Source organism: Rhizobium sp. BK399, assembly GCF_014194695.1.
In the GTDB taxonomy this organism is placed as follows: Bacteria; Pseudomonadota; Alphaproteobacteria; order Rhizobiales; family Rhizobiaceae; genus Rhizobium.
In genome coordinates, this window is sequence record NZ_JACIAH010000004.1 from 115,752 (window position 1) to 128,597 (window position 12,846).

At 61.1% G+C, this 12,846-nt stretch carries 14 protein-coding genes; 6 read left to right on the forward strand and 8 right to left on the reverse strand.

The genetic code is table 11. The features are described from left to right. Positions 1 to 20 precede the first annotated feature (20 nt). From FHT97_RS11330 to FHT97_RS11340, 3 genes are read left to right on the forward strand one after another with little or no spacing between them, the layout of a single operon-like run. Positions 21 to 440 carry a tautomerase family protein gene (locus FHT97_RS11330; protein ID WP_183862185.1) on the forward strand — a complete coding sequence of 140 codons (420 nt, stop codon included), beginning with the start codon at positions 21 to 23 and terminating at the stop codon, positions 438 to 440. After that, positions 437 to 838: a cupin domain-containing protein gene (locus FHT97_RS11335; protein ID WP_183862187.1), complete on the forward strand. Its 402-nt coding sequence runs from the start codon at positions 437 to 439 to the stop codon at positions 836 to 838. The genes FHT97_RS11330 and FHT97_RS11335 overlap by 4 nt, the downstream gene beginning before the upstream one ends. Continuing rightward, on the forward strand, positions 835 to 1,386 hold the full coding sequence (locus FHT97_RS11340) for a DUF4865 family protein (RefSeq protein ID WP_183862189.1): 552 nt from the start codon (positions 835 to 837) through the stop codon (positions 1,384 to 1,386). The genes FHT97_RS11335 and FHT97_RS11340 overlap by 4 nt, the downstream gene beginning before the upstream one ends. Positions 1,387 to 1,390: 4 nt before the next feature. Here the strand turns inward: FHT97_RS11340 and FHT97_RS11345 are convergent, their stop codons facing one another. The 3 genes from FHT97_RS11345 to FHT97_RS11355 all read right to left on the reverse strand — a co-directional run bounded on the left by FHT97_RS11345 (position 1,391) and on the right by FHT97_RS11355 (position 4,081). Then, a complete protein-coding gene (locus FHT97_RS11345; RefSeq protein WP_183862191.1) occupies positions 1,391 to 2,026 on the reverse strand; it encodes a LysE family translocator in 636 nt (211 codons plus the stop codon). A 130-nt stretch (positions 2,027 to 2,156) separates the two neighbouring features. Then, complete coding sequence (pyk, locus tag FHT97_RS11350; RefSeq protein ID WP_183862192.1) at positions 2,157 to 3,596, reverse strand: pyruvate kinase; 1,440 nt, start codon at positions 3,594 to 3,596, stop codon at positions 2,157 to 2,159. Then, a complete protein-coding gene (locus FHT97_RS11355; protein ID WP_183862194.1) occupies positions 3,596 to 4,081 on the reverse strand; it encodes a DUF1036 domain-containing protein in 486 nt (161 codons plus the stop codon). The genes pyk and FHT97_RS11355 overlap by 1 nt, the downstream gene beginning before the upstream one ends. Positions 4,082 to 4,281: 200 nt before the next feature. On the opposite strand from FHT97_RS11355, the gene FHT97_RS11360 reads away from it, so the two are divergent. The 3 genes from FHT97_RS11360 (at position 4,282) to FHT97_RS11370 (ending at position 5,744) form a co-directional block, all read left to right on the forward strand. Beyond that, positions 4,282 to 5,073 (forward strand): N-formylglutamate amidohydrolase, encoded by a 792-nt coding sequence (locus tag FHT97_RS11360; protein WP_183862196.1) that lies wholly within the window; start codon positions 4,282 to 4,284, stop codon positions 5,071 to 5,073. Positions 5,074 to 5,084: 11 nt separating this feature from the next. Next, complete coding sequence (locus tag FHT97_RS11365) at positions 5,085 to 5,390, forward strand: DUF1244 domain-containing protein (protein WP_183862198.1); 306 nt, start codon at positions 5,085 to 5,087, stop codon at positions 5,388 to 5,390. 90 nt (positions 5,391 to 5,480) lie between these two features. After that, the gene (locus tag FHT97_RS11370; protein ID WP_007527482.1) at positions 5,481 to 5,744 is read left to right on the forward strand and encodes a DUF2312 domain-containing protein; all 264 of its coding nucleotides are present in this window, start codon (positions 5,481 to 5,483) and stop codon (positions 5,742 to 5,744) included. Positions 5,745 to 5,819: 75 nt separating this feature from the next. Here the strand turns inward: FHT97_RS11370 and FHT97_RS11375 are convergent, their stop codons facing one another. The 5 genes from FHT97_RS11375 to FHT97_RS11395 form a co-directional block, all read right to left on the reverse strand. Then, positions 5,820 to 6,578: an alpha/beta hydrolase gene (locus tag FHT97_RS11375; protein WP_183862200.1), complete on the reverse strand. Its 759-nt coding sequence runs from the start codon at positions 6,576 to 6,578 to the stop codon at positions 5,820 to 5,822. Between the two features lie 249 nt (positions 6,579 to 6,827). Next, complete coding sequence (locus FHT97_RS11380; protein WP_183755767.1) at positions 6,828 to 7,949, reverse strand: HPP family protein; 1,122 nt, start codon at positions 7,947 to 7,949, stop codon at positions 6,828 to 6,830. A gap of 55 nt (positions 7,950 to 8,004) precedes the next feature. After that, entirely contained in the window at positions 8,005 to 8,913 is a 909-nt protein-coding gene (locus FHT97_RS11385; protein WP_183755768.1) for a LysR substrate-binding domain-containing protein, read from the reverse strand. Between the two features lie 170 nt (positions 8,914 to 9,083). Continuing rightward, entirely contained in the window at positions 9,084 to 10,976 is a 1,893-nt protein-coding gene (locus tag FHT97_RS11390; RefSeq protein ID WP_183862202.1) for a DUF882 domain-containing protein, read from the reverse strand. Positions 10,977 to 11,155: 179 nt separating this feature from the next. Continuing rightward, positions 11,156 to 12,709 carry a sigma-54 dependent transcriptional regulator gene (locus FHT97_RS11395; protein ID WP_183862204.1) on the reverse strand — a complete coding sequence of 518 codons (1,554 nt, stop codon included), beginning with the start codon at positions 12,707 to 12,709 and terminating at the stop codon, positions 11,156 to 11,158. Positions 12,710 to 12,846 lie beyond the last annotated feature (137 nt).

A 12,846-nucleotide genomic window follows, 5' to 3' on the forward strand; every position in this document is an offset into this window, starting at 1 on the left:
TTCACACAGAGGAGGCATTGATGCCTTTTGTTCGTATCTCTCTCCTGCGCGGCAAGTCGCCGGACTATCTTCGCGCCGTTTCCGACAGCATTCATCAGGCAATGGTCGAGACATTCAATGTACCGCCTGCCGACCGCTTTCAGGTCATCCACCAGCATGAACCGGGTGAACTGATCTTCGACCGGAACTATCTCGCCGGACCGCGTTCCGACGACTTCGTGCTGTTCGCCATCACCGCCGGCAAGCCTCGCTCGACCGAAACGCGACAGGCCTTCTTCAAGCGCGCCGCCGAACTTCTCGGGGTATCCCCGGGCATCCGGCCGGAAGACATCATGATCGTCGTCACCACCACATCCCCGGACGAATGGTCGTTCGGCGATGGCAAGGCGCAGATGATCGAACCTGGCTGGGAAACCCGCGCCTTCGGGAGCGCCGGATGATGGGCAACCCTGAACGCATGACGGTTCGGCGTCCGGGCAACGCCGTCCGCTCACCCGCCGATATTGCCACCGCGCCCTTCTGGGTCGAGATGCTGCTGGAAGGCACGGCAGATGGCGAAAACACCGCGATGCGAGCAAGCCTCGATCCCGGTACGATCACGCGCTGGCACACGCATCCGCGCGGGCAGCTGCTCTATGTTCTATCAGGCAATGGCCTGGCGCGACGCGAAGGCGGCCCAGTGGAGAAATTGCGTGCCGGAGATGCCGTCTGGTTCGCCGCTGGTGAGAAGCACTGGCATGGTGCGACGCCTGACAGCCCCTTCAGCTACATCAGCATCCAGGCAACCGAAACCGACCGCATCGTTGACTGGCTTGAGCCTGTGGAGGTCCTCTCATGATGGCGATGCAATACAGCTTCACCCTGCCCGCCGACTACGACATGTCGATCATCGACCGCCGCATCCGCGACAAGGGACCGATGCTGGACGGGTTCCCCGGCCTCGGTTTCAAGGCCTACCTCAGCGCCCGCAAGGGTGAGTTCGGATCCCGCGAAAACCTCTATGCGCCCTTCTATCTCTGGCAGCAGCCGGAGCGCGCCAGCGACTTCCTCACCGGCCCCGGCTTCGAAGCACTGACGCAATCCTTCGGCTGGCCCCGGGTGAAGACCTGGATTGTCTGGCACGCGGAAACCATGCCTGCGGTGACAGAGGCCAAGTTTGCCACCGAGGAGACGATCGCCATCGAGCCCTACTCCTCGCTTGCTGAAATCAGAGATGAGGAAATCGGACGCGCGCAAAGACAAGCGCGGCAGGCTGACGTCGTCGCCTCGGTCTCGGCCTTCGAGCCGACAAGCTGGACGGCCGTGCGCTTCAGCCTGCATCGCTCGTCCCCGTTGATCGCGGGCGCCGGCCAGATCTATCGCGTCGGGCACATATCTCTGCCCTAGGGCGTCAGGTCGTTGCCCGGCGGTACAGCGCAAGCGACCCCGCCAGCGCCAGCATCGCCCCGCCGCAGGCGCGCTCCAGCCAGATTGCGCCCGCCGTCTTCAGCAGCCGGACGGCCTGCGAACCAAAGACCGCGTAACCGAGCATGATCAGAAAATCCAGCGACGCAAAGACCACCGCCAGAACGGCGTACTGGGTCGCCTGGGGCAGCGCCGGATTGATGAATTGCGGCAGGAACGCCGAGAAGAAAAGGTAGCCCTTGGGGTTGGTGACAGCGACCATGAAACTCTTGAGGCCGATCGAAAAGGCGGTTCCGCCGGCCATCTCGTTCTCCGGCTTCAGCGCCGCGTTGAAGCCGCCCTTGGTGCGCAGCATCATGATCCCGAGAAAGGCGAGATAGGCAGCGCCAACATATTTCAGCATCGAGAACCAGAACTCCGACGCCGCGAGAAGCGCGCCCAGACCGATCGCCACGGCACCGAGAAGCACGAAGTCGGAAAGCACCGCGCCGATCATGCCCGGGATCGCCCGGCGAACGCCGTAGCGCGAGCCGTTGGTCATCGCCAGAAGCACCGTCGGCCCAGGCGTCGCAATCGCCACAAAGGAAACGGCCACGAATGCGAGAAGTGTAACAATGTGCATGATGCCCTCCCGAACATGGAGGCCGACCCTTGCATGTGAGCCCGCCAGCCGCAAGACACCCATGGTTCAGGACAGCGAAAAGCCCGCCGCCTGTTAAGGCAGCGGGCTCTGTGAATAGTGGCTAGTTCGCTTAGATGCCGCTCTGGCCGTCGGAGCCGATATAGGCGATGCGCAGCATGTTGGTGGCGCCGGGCGTTCCGAGCGGCACGCCGGCCGAGATGATGATGCGGTCGCCCGGCTTGCCGAAGCCTTCGTCGGCAACGATGCGGCAGGCGCGGTTGACCATGTCATCGAGGTCGGTTGCGTCGTGGGTGACAACGCAATGCAGGCCCCAGACGATCGCAAGGCGACGCGCGGTCTGGATGACCGGCGACAGCGCCAGGATCGGCACCTGCGGACGTTCACGCGAGGCGCGCAGACCTGTGGTGCCCGACGAGGTGTAACAGACGATAGCAGACAGGCGGAGCGTTTCGGCGATCTGGCGTGCGGCGAGCGAAATCGCATCGGCGCCGGTTGCTTCCGGCTGCGCGCGCTGCGCGTAGATGATGCCCGGATAGTGCGGCTCGCGTTCGATGGTGCTGGCGATCGAGGCCATCGTCGAGACGGCTTCAACCGGATAGTCGCCGGATGCGGATTCGGCCGACAGCATGACGGCGTCGGCGCCTTCGAAGACGGCGGTCGCGACGTCGGAGACTTCGGCACGCGTCGGAACCGGCGCGGTAATCATCGATTCCAGCATCTGCGTGGCGACGATCACCGGCTTGCCCGAACGGCGGCAAGCGCGGATCAGCTGCTTCTGGATACCCGGAACGGATTCGAGCGGCATTTCGACGCCGAGGTCACCACGGGCAACCATGAGCGCGTCGGAAAGCTCGATAATCTCCTCGATGCGCTCGATCGCCTGCGGCTTTTCGATCTTCGACATGATGCCGACGCGGCCGCGCGCGATCTTGCGCACCTCGGCCAGATCTTCCGGGCGCTGCACGAACGACAGCGCAACCCAGTCGACGTCGTCAGTCGCCAGAACGGCGTCGAGGTCGGTGCGGTCCTTGTCGGTCAGAACGCCGACGGTCAGCAGCGTGTCGGGAAGGCTGACACCCTTGCGGTCGGAAATTTTCGTTCCAGAGATAACGGTGGTGACGATGCTCTTGCCGTCGCACTTTTCAGCGCGCAGGGCGAGCTTGCCGTCGTCGATCAGCAGGCGGTGGCCGGGCTGTACCGATTCCAGGATTTCCGGATGCGGCAGGAATACGCGGGTCGCGTCGCCGGGAATATCCTTGTTGTCGAGCGTAAAAGTGTCGCCCGGCTTCAGATCGACCTTGCCTTCAGCAAACTTTCCGACGCGCAGCTTCGGGCCCTGCAGGTCGGCGAGAATGCCGATCGGGCGGCCGGAGCGGGCTTCGACGGCGCGGATACGCTTGATCAGCATGCGCATCACGTCATGGCTGGCGTGGCTCATGTTGATACGGAAGACATCGGCACCTGCCTGGTGCAGCTTCTCGATCATCGATTCCTCGGACGAGGCGGGTCCAAGGGTGGCGAGGATTTTAACTTTGCGGTTGCGCTTCATCAATTCGGGCTTTCTTGCGTGCCGGGGGTATCGGAAAGTTGAACCATCCAGCTGCCCTGGCGGCCCGTGTCATATTCCTTGAACCCCATCTTCTGATAGCCACGGGCGTAGCAATCATTGACACCCGTGATCTTGAACTCGTTTTCCGCCACGCACATCTGCACGTCACCCGTCCATCGGCCTCCCCGGGCAGCGTCTTCGGCGTAGAGATAATAGTATCGGGACTGCAGCTCTCCCTCGATCAGCGTCGCGCAGGTCGTTGCCGGCACTTGCCACCAGCCTTCCGTCATCCAGCCATCCTTGGCTCGATACCCAATCGCCACGCCCACCAGATTCTGCGTTCCGTTGCACACGCGGAAATCGGCACGAGCCACATCAGCAATAAAAAACGGCGAGAAAGCCGCAAGAACAAACAGTGCAAAACGGGCAAGCGGCCCGAAACGCATAAGGAAACTTGGCGCGGTCTGAATCAACACGACTTCCAATGGGCTCCCGACTATTTTGTTTTAGGTGTGCCTTCTTGCGCTGCCTCCCGGCGAATGTCAACGCAATGCTAATCGATTATATTCTGGATGGCCGACTGTACTTGGACCACGCCGTCGCCTTTGCTCACCAGCGCGCTTGAACGCGCCCGCGGCCCGTGCGATCAGAGGCTGCCCCGTAACCACGATCGGCCATTTCCCTCATGAGCTCTTTCAAATCATTTGAACTACTAGCCGGCGATCATGACAAAGGCTTGGTGCTGCTCGGCGATCATGCAATGAACCGGCTGCCGGAGCGCTACGGCAGGCTGGGCCTGCCGGACAGCGCGTTCGAGCGACACATCGCCTATGATATCGGCATCGAGGGGTTGGTCCGCAAACTCGCCGCGATGCTCGACGTACCGGCTGTCCTGGGCGGCTTTTCACGATTGCTGATCGACCCGAATCGGGGTGAGGACGACCCCACGCTGATCATGAAGATTTCGGACGGCGCGGTCGTTCCCGGCAATCATCCGATTACCGCCGAAGAGTGGAATTATCGGATCGAGACGTTCCACAGGCCCTATCACAACGCCGTCAGCGAAACGATCGACAAGGTCGCGAACGAGAGCGGCAAAGCGCCGCTCGTCCTATCCCTCCACTCCTACACGCCGTTCTGGAAAGCCTTCCCCCGCCCTTGGCATGCAGCGGTTTTGTGGGACAACGACCATCGTGCCGTCGCGCCTCTGCTTGACATGCTGCGCAGCGATCCCGATCTCGTGGTCGGAGACAATGAGCCGTATGATGGCGCGCTGAAGGGCGACACGATGTATCGGCATTGTATGCTGACCGGCATCCCGCACGTTTTGCTCGAGGTGCGCCAGGATCTGATCGGCGACGAAGCGGGTATTACGGCATGGGCCCGGCGTCTGGCGCCGATCTTTGAGACAATGAACGCCGATCCGGTATTGCACGAGTATAATGTGCATGTGTCGCGCACCGGACCGTACGAATGAAGGAGACCGAGATGGCCGCGCTGAGCAAACAAAAGCAGACCGAATTTGAGGCTGCGGCTTTTCGTCGCCTCGTCGAGCATTTGCGTGAACGTGGCGACGTCCAGAACATCGAGCTGATGAATCTCGCCGGCTTCTGCCGCAACTGCCTTTCGAACTGGTATCGCGAGGCGGCTGAGGCGGACGGGGTTCCGCTCTCGAAGGAGGAATCGCGCGAAATCGTCTACGGCATGCCGTACGAGGATTGGAAAAACCTCCACCAGAACGATGCCTCGGCGGAGCAAAAAACCGCATTCGAGCTGAACAAGCCGCACAAATAATTCCCTCGCGTCTCGAATCGACTTGACCCCGGGCACGCTTCGCGGCAGTCAACGCCATCCGAATTTCACACCCCCAATCAGGAGAACACGATGTCTGATGCTCATGGCGTCGCCCGCGATCAGCTTCGCGCCTTTGTGGAGCGCATTGAACGCCTGGAAGAAGAAAAGAAGACCATCGCCGACGACATCAAGGACGTCTACGGCGAAGCCAAGGGCATGGGCTTCGATACCAAGATCCTCAAAAAGGTCGTTGCGCTACGCAAGAAGGACGAGCAGGAGCGTATGGAAGAAGACGCGATCCTCGACACCTACCTGCATGCGCTCGGCATGATCGAGGCCCCGCCGGAAGGCTGATTTTTCAGAGCAGTGCCTTTAGAGCCGCCGACCCGATCGGCGGCTTTTTTGTGCGGACTCACGCTCGAACAGAGCTTATTTTCCGGCTTCCTCGGCGGCCTTCTCGATCACGTCGGCGACCTTCTTCGGCTGTGACGCGAAGACGGCATGACTGGCCTTGATCTCGGTCACCGCGCTTCCGGCGCGCTTTGCCATTGTCCGCTCGAGTTCGGGGTTGATGGCACGGTCCTCGGTCGCCACGACTGACCAGCTCTTCTTTGACCGCCAGGCTGGATCGTCGACTTTAGCGCCAAAGACCTCTTTGGCCGCAAAGACCTGCGACTTGGCGAGAAAGGCAGCGTCGGCCTTTGGCACATCGGCGGCGAAATCGGCGTGAAACGCGCTTGGGTCCAAATAGAGGTACTTGGCGTCCTTGGTTTCCCTGATGCTGTTTGAAGCCGGCGGCTTGGAGCCGGCAAGCGTGGCTACATTTTCGCCCTTGTCAGGCTGGAAGGCCGCTACGTAAACAAGTCCCTCGACGTGCGGATCATTCCCCGCTTCCGTGATGACCATGCCGCCGTAGCTGTGACCGACCAGCAGTGTAGGTCCGTCCTGCAGGTCCAGAACGCGTTTCGTTGCCGCAACATCGTCGGCGAGCGATGATAGAGGCTCTTGCACGACAGTCACATGAAAGCCGCGCCGCTCCAGGATTTCCGTTGCCTTGCGCCAACTGGACCCGTCGGCGAAAGCGCCGTGAACGATGACGATATTCTTGATCTCGGCGGATTGGGCGGCGAAAGCGATGACACTGGTGGCGAAGGCAAGTGCGAAAGTGGAAATGATACGGCGGTTCATGCGGTCGCTCCTTTTGGGTTTATGACGCACCCGGCCGGAAAACATTGGGAGGCATCGACCGAGGGCGTACGCAATCTGGTCGTGGGACGTATTGTCGATATTTCAGATTTCGGACCAAATGTATGACAAAGTAGCGAGAGGTATTTGCGGCTCGGCCCAATCCTCGTTCGGACGATACGGTGCGCCAGCGCTGGCGCACATCCGCTCGCTGATTACCAATCGGAGATCTGCAGGCTCTCCGGGTATCATTCAGGCCGCGATGCGCGGCTTCTGTTCCGGCAGCATATGGGCCATGGCGCTGAGCAAGTCCGTTTGCGAGATCAACCCGAGAACGTAACCGCCGGCATCCACGATGACGACGGCGTGGGTGCGCCCATCGGTCAAGTCAGGCAGCAAGCTGATAGCCGGTGCATCCGGGGAAGCGGTCGCGGCTGTCGCAATGTGATCGGAAAGCCGCTCGGCCTGCACCAGTTCCCGCAGCCCGACCGTGCCGATCAAACGCCCGCTTCCATCCTTCACGGGCAATGTGCGAACGTTGTGCTTCAGAAGCAGTGCGCGCGCTTTCTCCGCCGTGGCGTTCTCATCGACCGCGATCACATCGCGCGACATGATGTCGGCGCAGCTGACGGTGCCGTGCGAACGAACGGCCGCCTCAACCTCAACCTGCCGCAGCAGGCGGCTGAGGTCACCGCGGTCGATATCGAAGGTTTCCTCGAACTTCGCCAATGCCGCATCGACGTCCTCTTCGCGGAAACCGATCCGCACAGCGGACGGCGGATCGATCGTCTGATGCGTATTGACCGGCGCCGGGGTGGCGAGGTGCGGATAGTTTCGCCGCCCGAGCTTGTGAAAGAGAATGCCGAGCGCGACCAGGATGCAGGAATTCAGTGCCACCGGCACGAAGGGAAAAAGCAGGCCCCAGCTTGCCACCGCAGGACCACCGAGCACAGCAGTCAGCGCCGCGGCGCCGCCGGGTGGATGCAGACAGCGGGTAAACGACATGGCGGCGATGGCCAGCGATACGCCAACGCCGATCGCAATGATCGGCTCATGGATGAAGTGCGCGGCGAGGATGCCCATCATCGCGGAGATCGTGTTGCCGCCGATGATCGACCACGGCTGCGCGAGCGGACTCGCAGGTACGGCGAAAAGCAGCACTGCCGAAGCACCCATCGGCGCAACGATCATCGGCAAGTGCGCACCTTGCCCGAAAAAGTAGCCGCAAACCATACCCGTCAGTGCGATCGCGATCAGCGCGCCAAGGCTGGCAAGCATGCGCTCGCGCAATGTTGCGCCGGCCAGGATCGGCGAGAACAGACGGCGACTGAAGCGATGGGCTGGGTCGACCTTGGGATTGCTGGAATTTGACATGACGAACCGACAGTTTGTGAAACGAAGTGTCTTGGGGAGAAGCAGCGCGTCCGGGTCAGGCGCTTGAAAGTGAATGGCCGCCTTTGCCTCGCGAGGCAATCAGGACATCGTAAAAGGCTTCGAACGAGTCCGACCGGTCGCCTTTGCGGCGGACGAGAAAGGTCTCGACCGTGCCGATCTCGCGGGTGACGATATCACCGGGCCATCGCAGGAGATCGAACACGGAGCGCGGCATCACCCCAAAGGCATTGCCGGCGACAATGCTCGCCAGGATCGCATGATAGGAGCCGAGTTCGAGGGTGTGCAGCGAGGCAGCACCTTCAGCCCACTCCTCGGCCATCCGCCGATAGGTACAGCCTGGCTCCATGACGGCAAGTGTGTCGAGGCGAAGGTTCCTTGCATCCTTGACGTCAGGATGCTTCGGCGGCAGGACGAGGATCAGCTCCTCGACATAGATCCGTCGCGCATCGAACCCGCCGAGGTCGAGATCGGCATAGCGCGCCCCGTCGAGCGCAGCCTCGGGCGGTCTTGCGACCAATGCGCAATCCAGTTCTTGGGCTAGCACGCTCTGCATGAGCTCCCGTGTCGCCCCCATCGTCAATTGCAATGAGACGTCCGGCCACAGCGATCCGAAACGCCTGATGACATCAGGGAGCCTGCTCGCGGCCGTGCTTTCCATCGTTCCGATACGCAGCGCGCCCGAGGCAGCGAGCGGCCGCACGGCCTGCTTTGCTTCTTCGGCCAAGTCAGCAAGACGCGTCGCGTAGGAGAGAAAGATCGTGCCTTCACGCGTCAGCGACATCTTCTTGCCATCGCGCGAGAACAGCGCCACCCCGAGATCCTCTTCGAGCTGCTGGATGCGCGTCGTGACATTCGACGGTACCCGGCCTATCGCCGCCGCGGCCTTCGTGACGCTGCAGGTCGATGCGACCGCCTGAAAGATTTCGATTGAGGACAGATCCATATTTTCACTTACAGCGAATATCGGAGGGGCTTTATTCTCGATCTGGAAATGAAAATCAACCCGAGCTCTTGTTTGAACCGCGCCTCGCCGCGCGACTTTCCGTCACATCCAAGAAACGAAAGAGCCGCCGGATCGCTCCGGCGGCTCTTTCGAAATTCCTTGTGGAACCATCAGTTCGATACGAACTTCCGCACTTCCATGAAGTTGACTGCACTACCGCTGAAGCGGCCAGGATCAATGGACGCCGTCTTGGTAAAGCCTTCAGCATAGACTGCAGTCGGCTGGGCGCGAAGTGTCTGGCTGACGAAACGCGGCGCCTTCACCGGCTTGGTGACCATCTCCATCCGGGAGTTGGTGAGCGCCCACTGCGAGATGATCTTCTGCGTCAGCTTCGGTTCGGTCCGAACGGTAGCCCGGCTGGCGTCGGCCTCCGCGGCCTCATGCTTTGTCGGGCGGCCACCCTTGGTCGGCAGACCCTGAGCTACACCGCTAGCATCGGATGACTTCGGCGCATCGAAGCCATCGCCAAAGCTTGCTGATTTCGTAGCCGGCGCGAGTGCAGCGAGCTGCAACGGAGCCTTTTCGCTTGGAACCTTTTGCGGTATCGCCGCGTTAATAGCCTGCTCGACGCTCGTGACCGGCGGCTGGTTGGACGCGACCTGACGGTCGCCATCACCATTCTGCTGGTCAAGGGCATCGGCAACGGCCGGAGAAAGCGTATCTTCCTGGTCTGCCACATCGTCGTCGGCTTCAGCATCGGCATCCGCCGCAGCCAGAAGTTTTTCGGCAAGCGCCGGTCGTTCACCCGGCGTTGGAACCGCTGCGAGATTCCCCGTCATCGCAGACGGATCGGCCGAAGCGACTTCCGCATCGCCTGGAGAGCGGCGCGGTCCGAGCAGAGATGGAACCGGTACGCTGTAGGCGCTCAGATCCGCAAACTGCTGCTGACCTTGCTCGGTCACAGCAGAAAGCGCTTGTTGCGCTGCATTTCCGGACTGTGGAGCAACGAGGGCGCTGGCGACTTCGCTGCCGCCCGGCTGATTGGCGAACGCCGGACGCACCTGCGGAACCGGCGCATTGACACTTGCGACCTCAGTAGCCTGCGCGGGCGCCTGCTCGCCGGGATTGGCGGCGTTCGGCATATTGGCCGCCGGCGGCGACGCCTTCGCAACCGCCACCGCTGCGCTGCTATCATCATCGGAACTGTCTTCGGCTTCGTCCGCGCCGCCGCCAAACAGGGCGGCAAACAGTGTCTTATGCTTCGGCTGATCGCCCGACGACGAGCCCGCATAGGCGCCGGAGCTGGCCATCTGCACCTGCGTCGAGCTCACGCGACGCTTGTAGTCAGCCACCGCCTGCTCGTAACCCGGCAGCGGACGGCCATCCGCGGGGATGTGCATCGTGTTGCCATTCGGGAAGAGCCGGACCAGTTCCTCGCGGCTCATGCGTGGCCAGGCGCGAACGCCGCCGACATCCATGTGCACGAAGGGAGAACCGGATTTCGGATAGAATCCAACGCCGCCGACCTGCATTTTCATGCCGATTCCGCGCAAAGTCGCCAGTTTGACGTCAGGAATGAAGAAATCCATCGCCTTGCCGAGCATGTGCTGGCTCTTCTCGGCGACGCCGGAATTGCGGGAGCGACCCTTCAGCATGGCATTGGTGGCAGGCGAGCGGAAGCCGCAGACGACGTTGATGTAGTCGCGCGAGCCGCTCTGCCGGTAGACTTCCCAGATGAGATCGAAAAGGCGCGGGTCCATCCTCGTCGGCTGGTTCTTGCGCCAATCGCGAAGGAAGCGGTTCAGCTGCTCGAGACCCTTCGGGTCGTACCGGCCGTTGCGCTTGTAAGTGATGACGGCCTTTTCGCCGGTGTGAATGAAATAGAGTTTGAGGCTACGCGTTTCGCCGGCCGCTTCGGAAGGCGAGCTGACCAGAACCGGCGACGAAACAGCGAGTGCGAGAAGGGCGGCCATAGCCGTCCTAAACACCTTTCCGCAAAGGTCCGTGTACCTATTGCGCCAGCTCAAGCGCGAAGGTCTCGTATTCCCATTCAGATCCGGCAAACTCAATCCCCGTCAGACAGCCGATAGTCCCTCTTTGACACCGTTGGCTGTTAAATGCGGTCACACGATGGCAAAAATGCCACACGTGATCAACCTTTTCCTTACATAATGAACAGGCCACTAACAAGTGGTTTATGATTGGTAACAAAAGATGATTGCCGGAGAGTTAATTTAGGCGATTATGCGGCGTCCTTCTGCGGATTGTCCGGATCTATGCCGTAATCCTTGAGTTTTCGGTACAATGTGGATCGTCCGATGCCCAATTTTCGAGCCACTTGACTCATCTGCCCTCGGTAGAATTTAAGGGCGAATCGGATCAATTCCTCTTCCACATCCGCAAGCTTTCGCACTTCCCCGGCTGGGTTTGTGCTGGCAATCGCGTTATCGGGCGCCTCCGTGATTCGTGCGACGGCCTCTTCGACGCTGGCCTGATGGGCCGGATAGGTGGCGGCCGAGGCGTCACTTTGGCGGTCGAGGCGCGTGTTATCGGCGACGAGCGCCAGATGATCGACGACATCGTATTCCGGTAGCTGGGCGGCAATCTGCGGGAAGTCCGCTTCGCTCAGTTCGCCGCCCTCGGCAAGGACGACCGCGCGGAAAATCGCATTCTCGAGCTGACGAATGTTACCCGGCCAGTCATAGGCAGTGAGCAGGGCCAGCGCGCCGGCGCTCACCGACATGCGGTGACCGCCCTTCTGCTCGCTCGAGAAGCGCTCGGTGAAGACCCGCACGAGATGCGGAATATCTTCCTTGCGCTTGCGAAGTGCTGGAATGGTGATCGGGAAAACGTTAAGTCGATAGTAGAGATCTTCACGGAAATGCCCGTTCTTGACCTCTTCGATCAGATCCTTGTTGGTCGCCGAGATCAGCCGGACATTGACCTTGTGCGCCGTGCGCGCACCAACGGTCTCGATCTCTCCCTGCTGCACGGCGCGTAGCAGCTTGACCTGCACATCGAGCGGCAGGTCGCCGATTTCGTCGAGGAAGATGGTGCCGCCATCGGCTTCCATGAACTTGCCGATGTGCTTTTCGGTGGCACCGGTGAAGGCACCCTTCTCGTGGCCGAAGAGAATGCTTTCGACCAGATTGTGCGGAATGGCGCCGCAATTGACCGTGACGAACGGCTTGCCGGAGCGGTCGCTGCCGGACTGGATCGCACGAGCAACCAGCTCCTTGCCTACACCGGACTCGCCTTCAAGCACGACCGGAATGTTCGATTGCGCTGCGCGCTGCGCCAGATCGATGACGCGGAGCATCGCCGGGCTTGCCGAAACGATGTCGTCGAAGCCGACCGCGCCGGACCGGGAGCGCCGGCCGGCCCGTGCCTTGACCTCGCGCTGATCGAGCTTCAGGGCGTTGGAGATCGAATTGGCAATCCGCTCCGGAGAGACCGGCTTGACGACGAAATCGAAGGCGCCGGCACGCATCGCCTGCACCACGGTCTCGATGCCGCCCTGCCCTGTCTGGACAATGACAGGAACATGCGTGCCGAATTCGTGCAGTGCTTCCAGGAATTCGAGGCCCGTCATCTCGGGCATCATCAGGTCGAGAACGATGACGTTGTAGAGGCCACTGCCTCTCTTCACCATCTCCAGCCCGATCCGGCCGTTTTCCGCCTGATGGACGACGTGGCCGTGACGCTCTATCGCGTTCTTGAGCAGTCGACGCTGGATCGGGTCGTCCTCGACGACGAGTATCTGCGCTGCACCCTTGAGCTCATGGTAACCGGTCATTGCTGCCTCACTTCATGCGAAACCTGGAGGCACTCTCGCAGAAAGGCTTGAACATCCAGTTTTGAGAAACAATTGCATTTTAACGTTTGTGACGAGGCCGAATCCGACCCGAAACGGAGCTTGTGGGCAGCCGAAAG

Coding starts and splice junctions, on each gene's coding strand:
- FHT97_RS11365 (WP_183862198.1), top strand. CDS start 5,085: ATGGCCGCGCTGAGCAAACAAAAGCAGACCGAATTTGAGGCTGCGGCT.
- FHT97_RS11335 (WP_183862187.1), top strand. CDS start 437: ATGATGGGCAACCCTGAACGCATGACGGTTCGGCGTCCGGGCAACGCC.
- FHT97_RS11345 (WP_183862191.1), bottom strand. CDS start 2,026: ATGCACATTGTTACACTTCTCGCATTCGTGGCCGTTTCCTTTGTGGCG.
- FHT97_RS11330 (WP_183862185.1), top strand. CDS start 21: ATGCCTTTTGTTCGTATCTCTCTCCTGCGCGGCAAGTCGCCGGACTAT.
- FHT97_RS11340 (WP_183862189.1), top strand. CDS start 835: ATGATGGCGATGCAATACAGCTTCACCCTGCCCGCCGACTACGACATG.
- FHT97_RS11380 (WP_183755767.1), bottom strand. CDS start 7,949: ATGTCAAATTCCAGCAATCCCAAGGTCGACCCAGCCCATCGCTTCAGT.
- FHT97_RS11370 (WP_007527482.1), top strand. CDS start 5,481: ATGTCTGATGCTCATGGCGTCGCCCGCGATCAGCTTCGCGCCTTTGTG.
- FHT97_RS11395 (WP_183862204.1), bottom strand. CDS start 12,709: ATGACCGGTTACCATGAGCTCAAGGGTGCAGCGCAGATACTCGTCGTC.
- pyk (WP_183862192.1), bottom strand. CDS start 3,596: ATGAAGCGCAACCGCAAAGTTAAAATCCTCGCCACCCTTGGACCCGCC.
- FHT97_RS11375 (WP_183862200.1), bottom strand. CDS start 6,578: ATGAACCGCCGTATCATTTCCACTTTCGCACTTGCCTTCGCCACCAGT.
- FHT97_RS11385 (WP_183755768.1), bottom strand. CDS start 8,913: ATGGATCTGTCCTCAATCGAAATCTTTCAGGCGGTCGCATCGACCTGC.
- FHT97_RS11360 (WP_183862196.1), top strand. CDS start 4,282: ATGAGCTCTTTCAAATCATTTGAACTACTAGCCGGCGATCATGACAAA.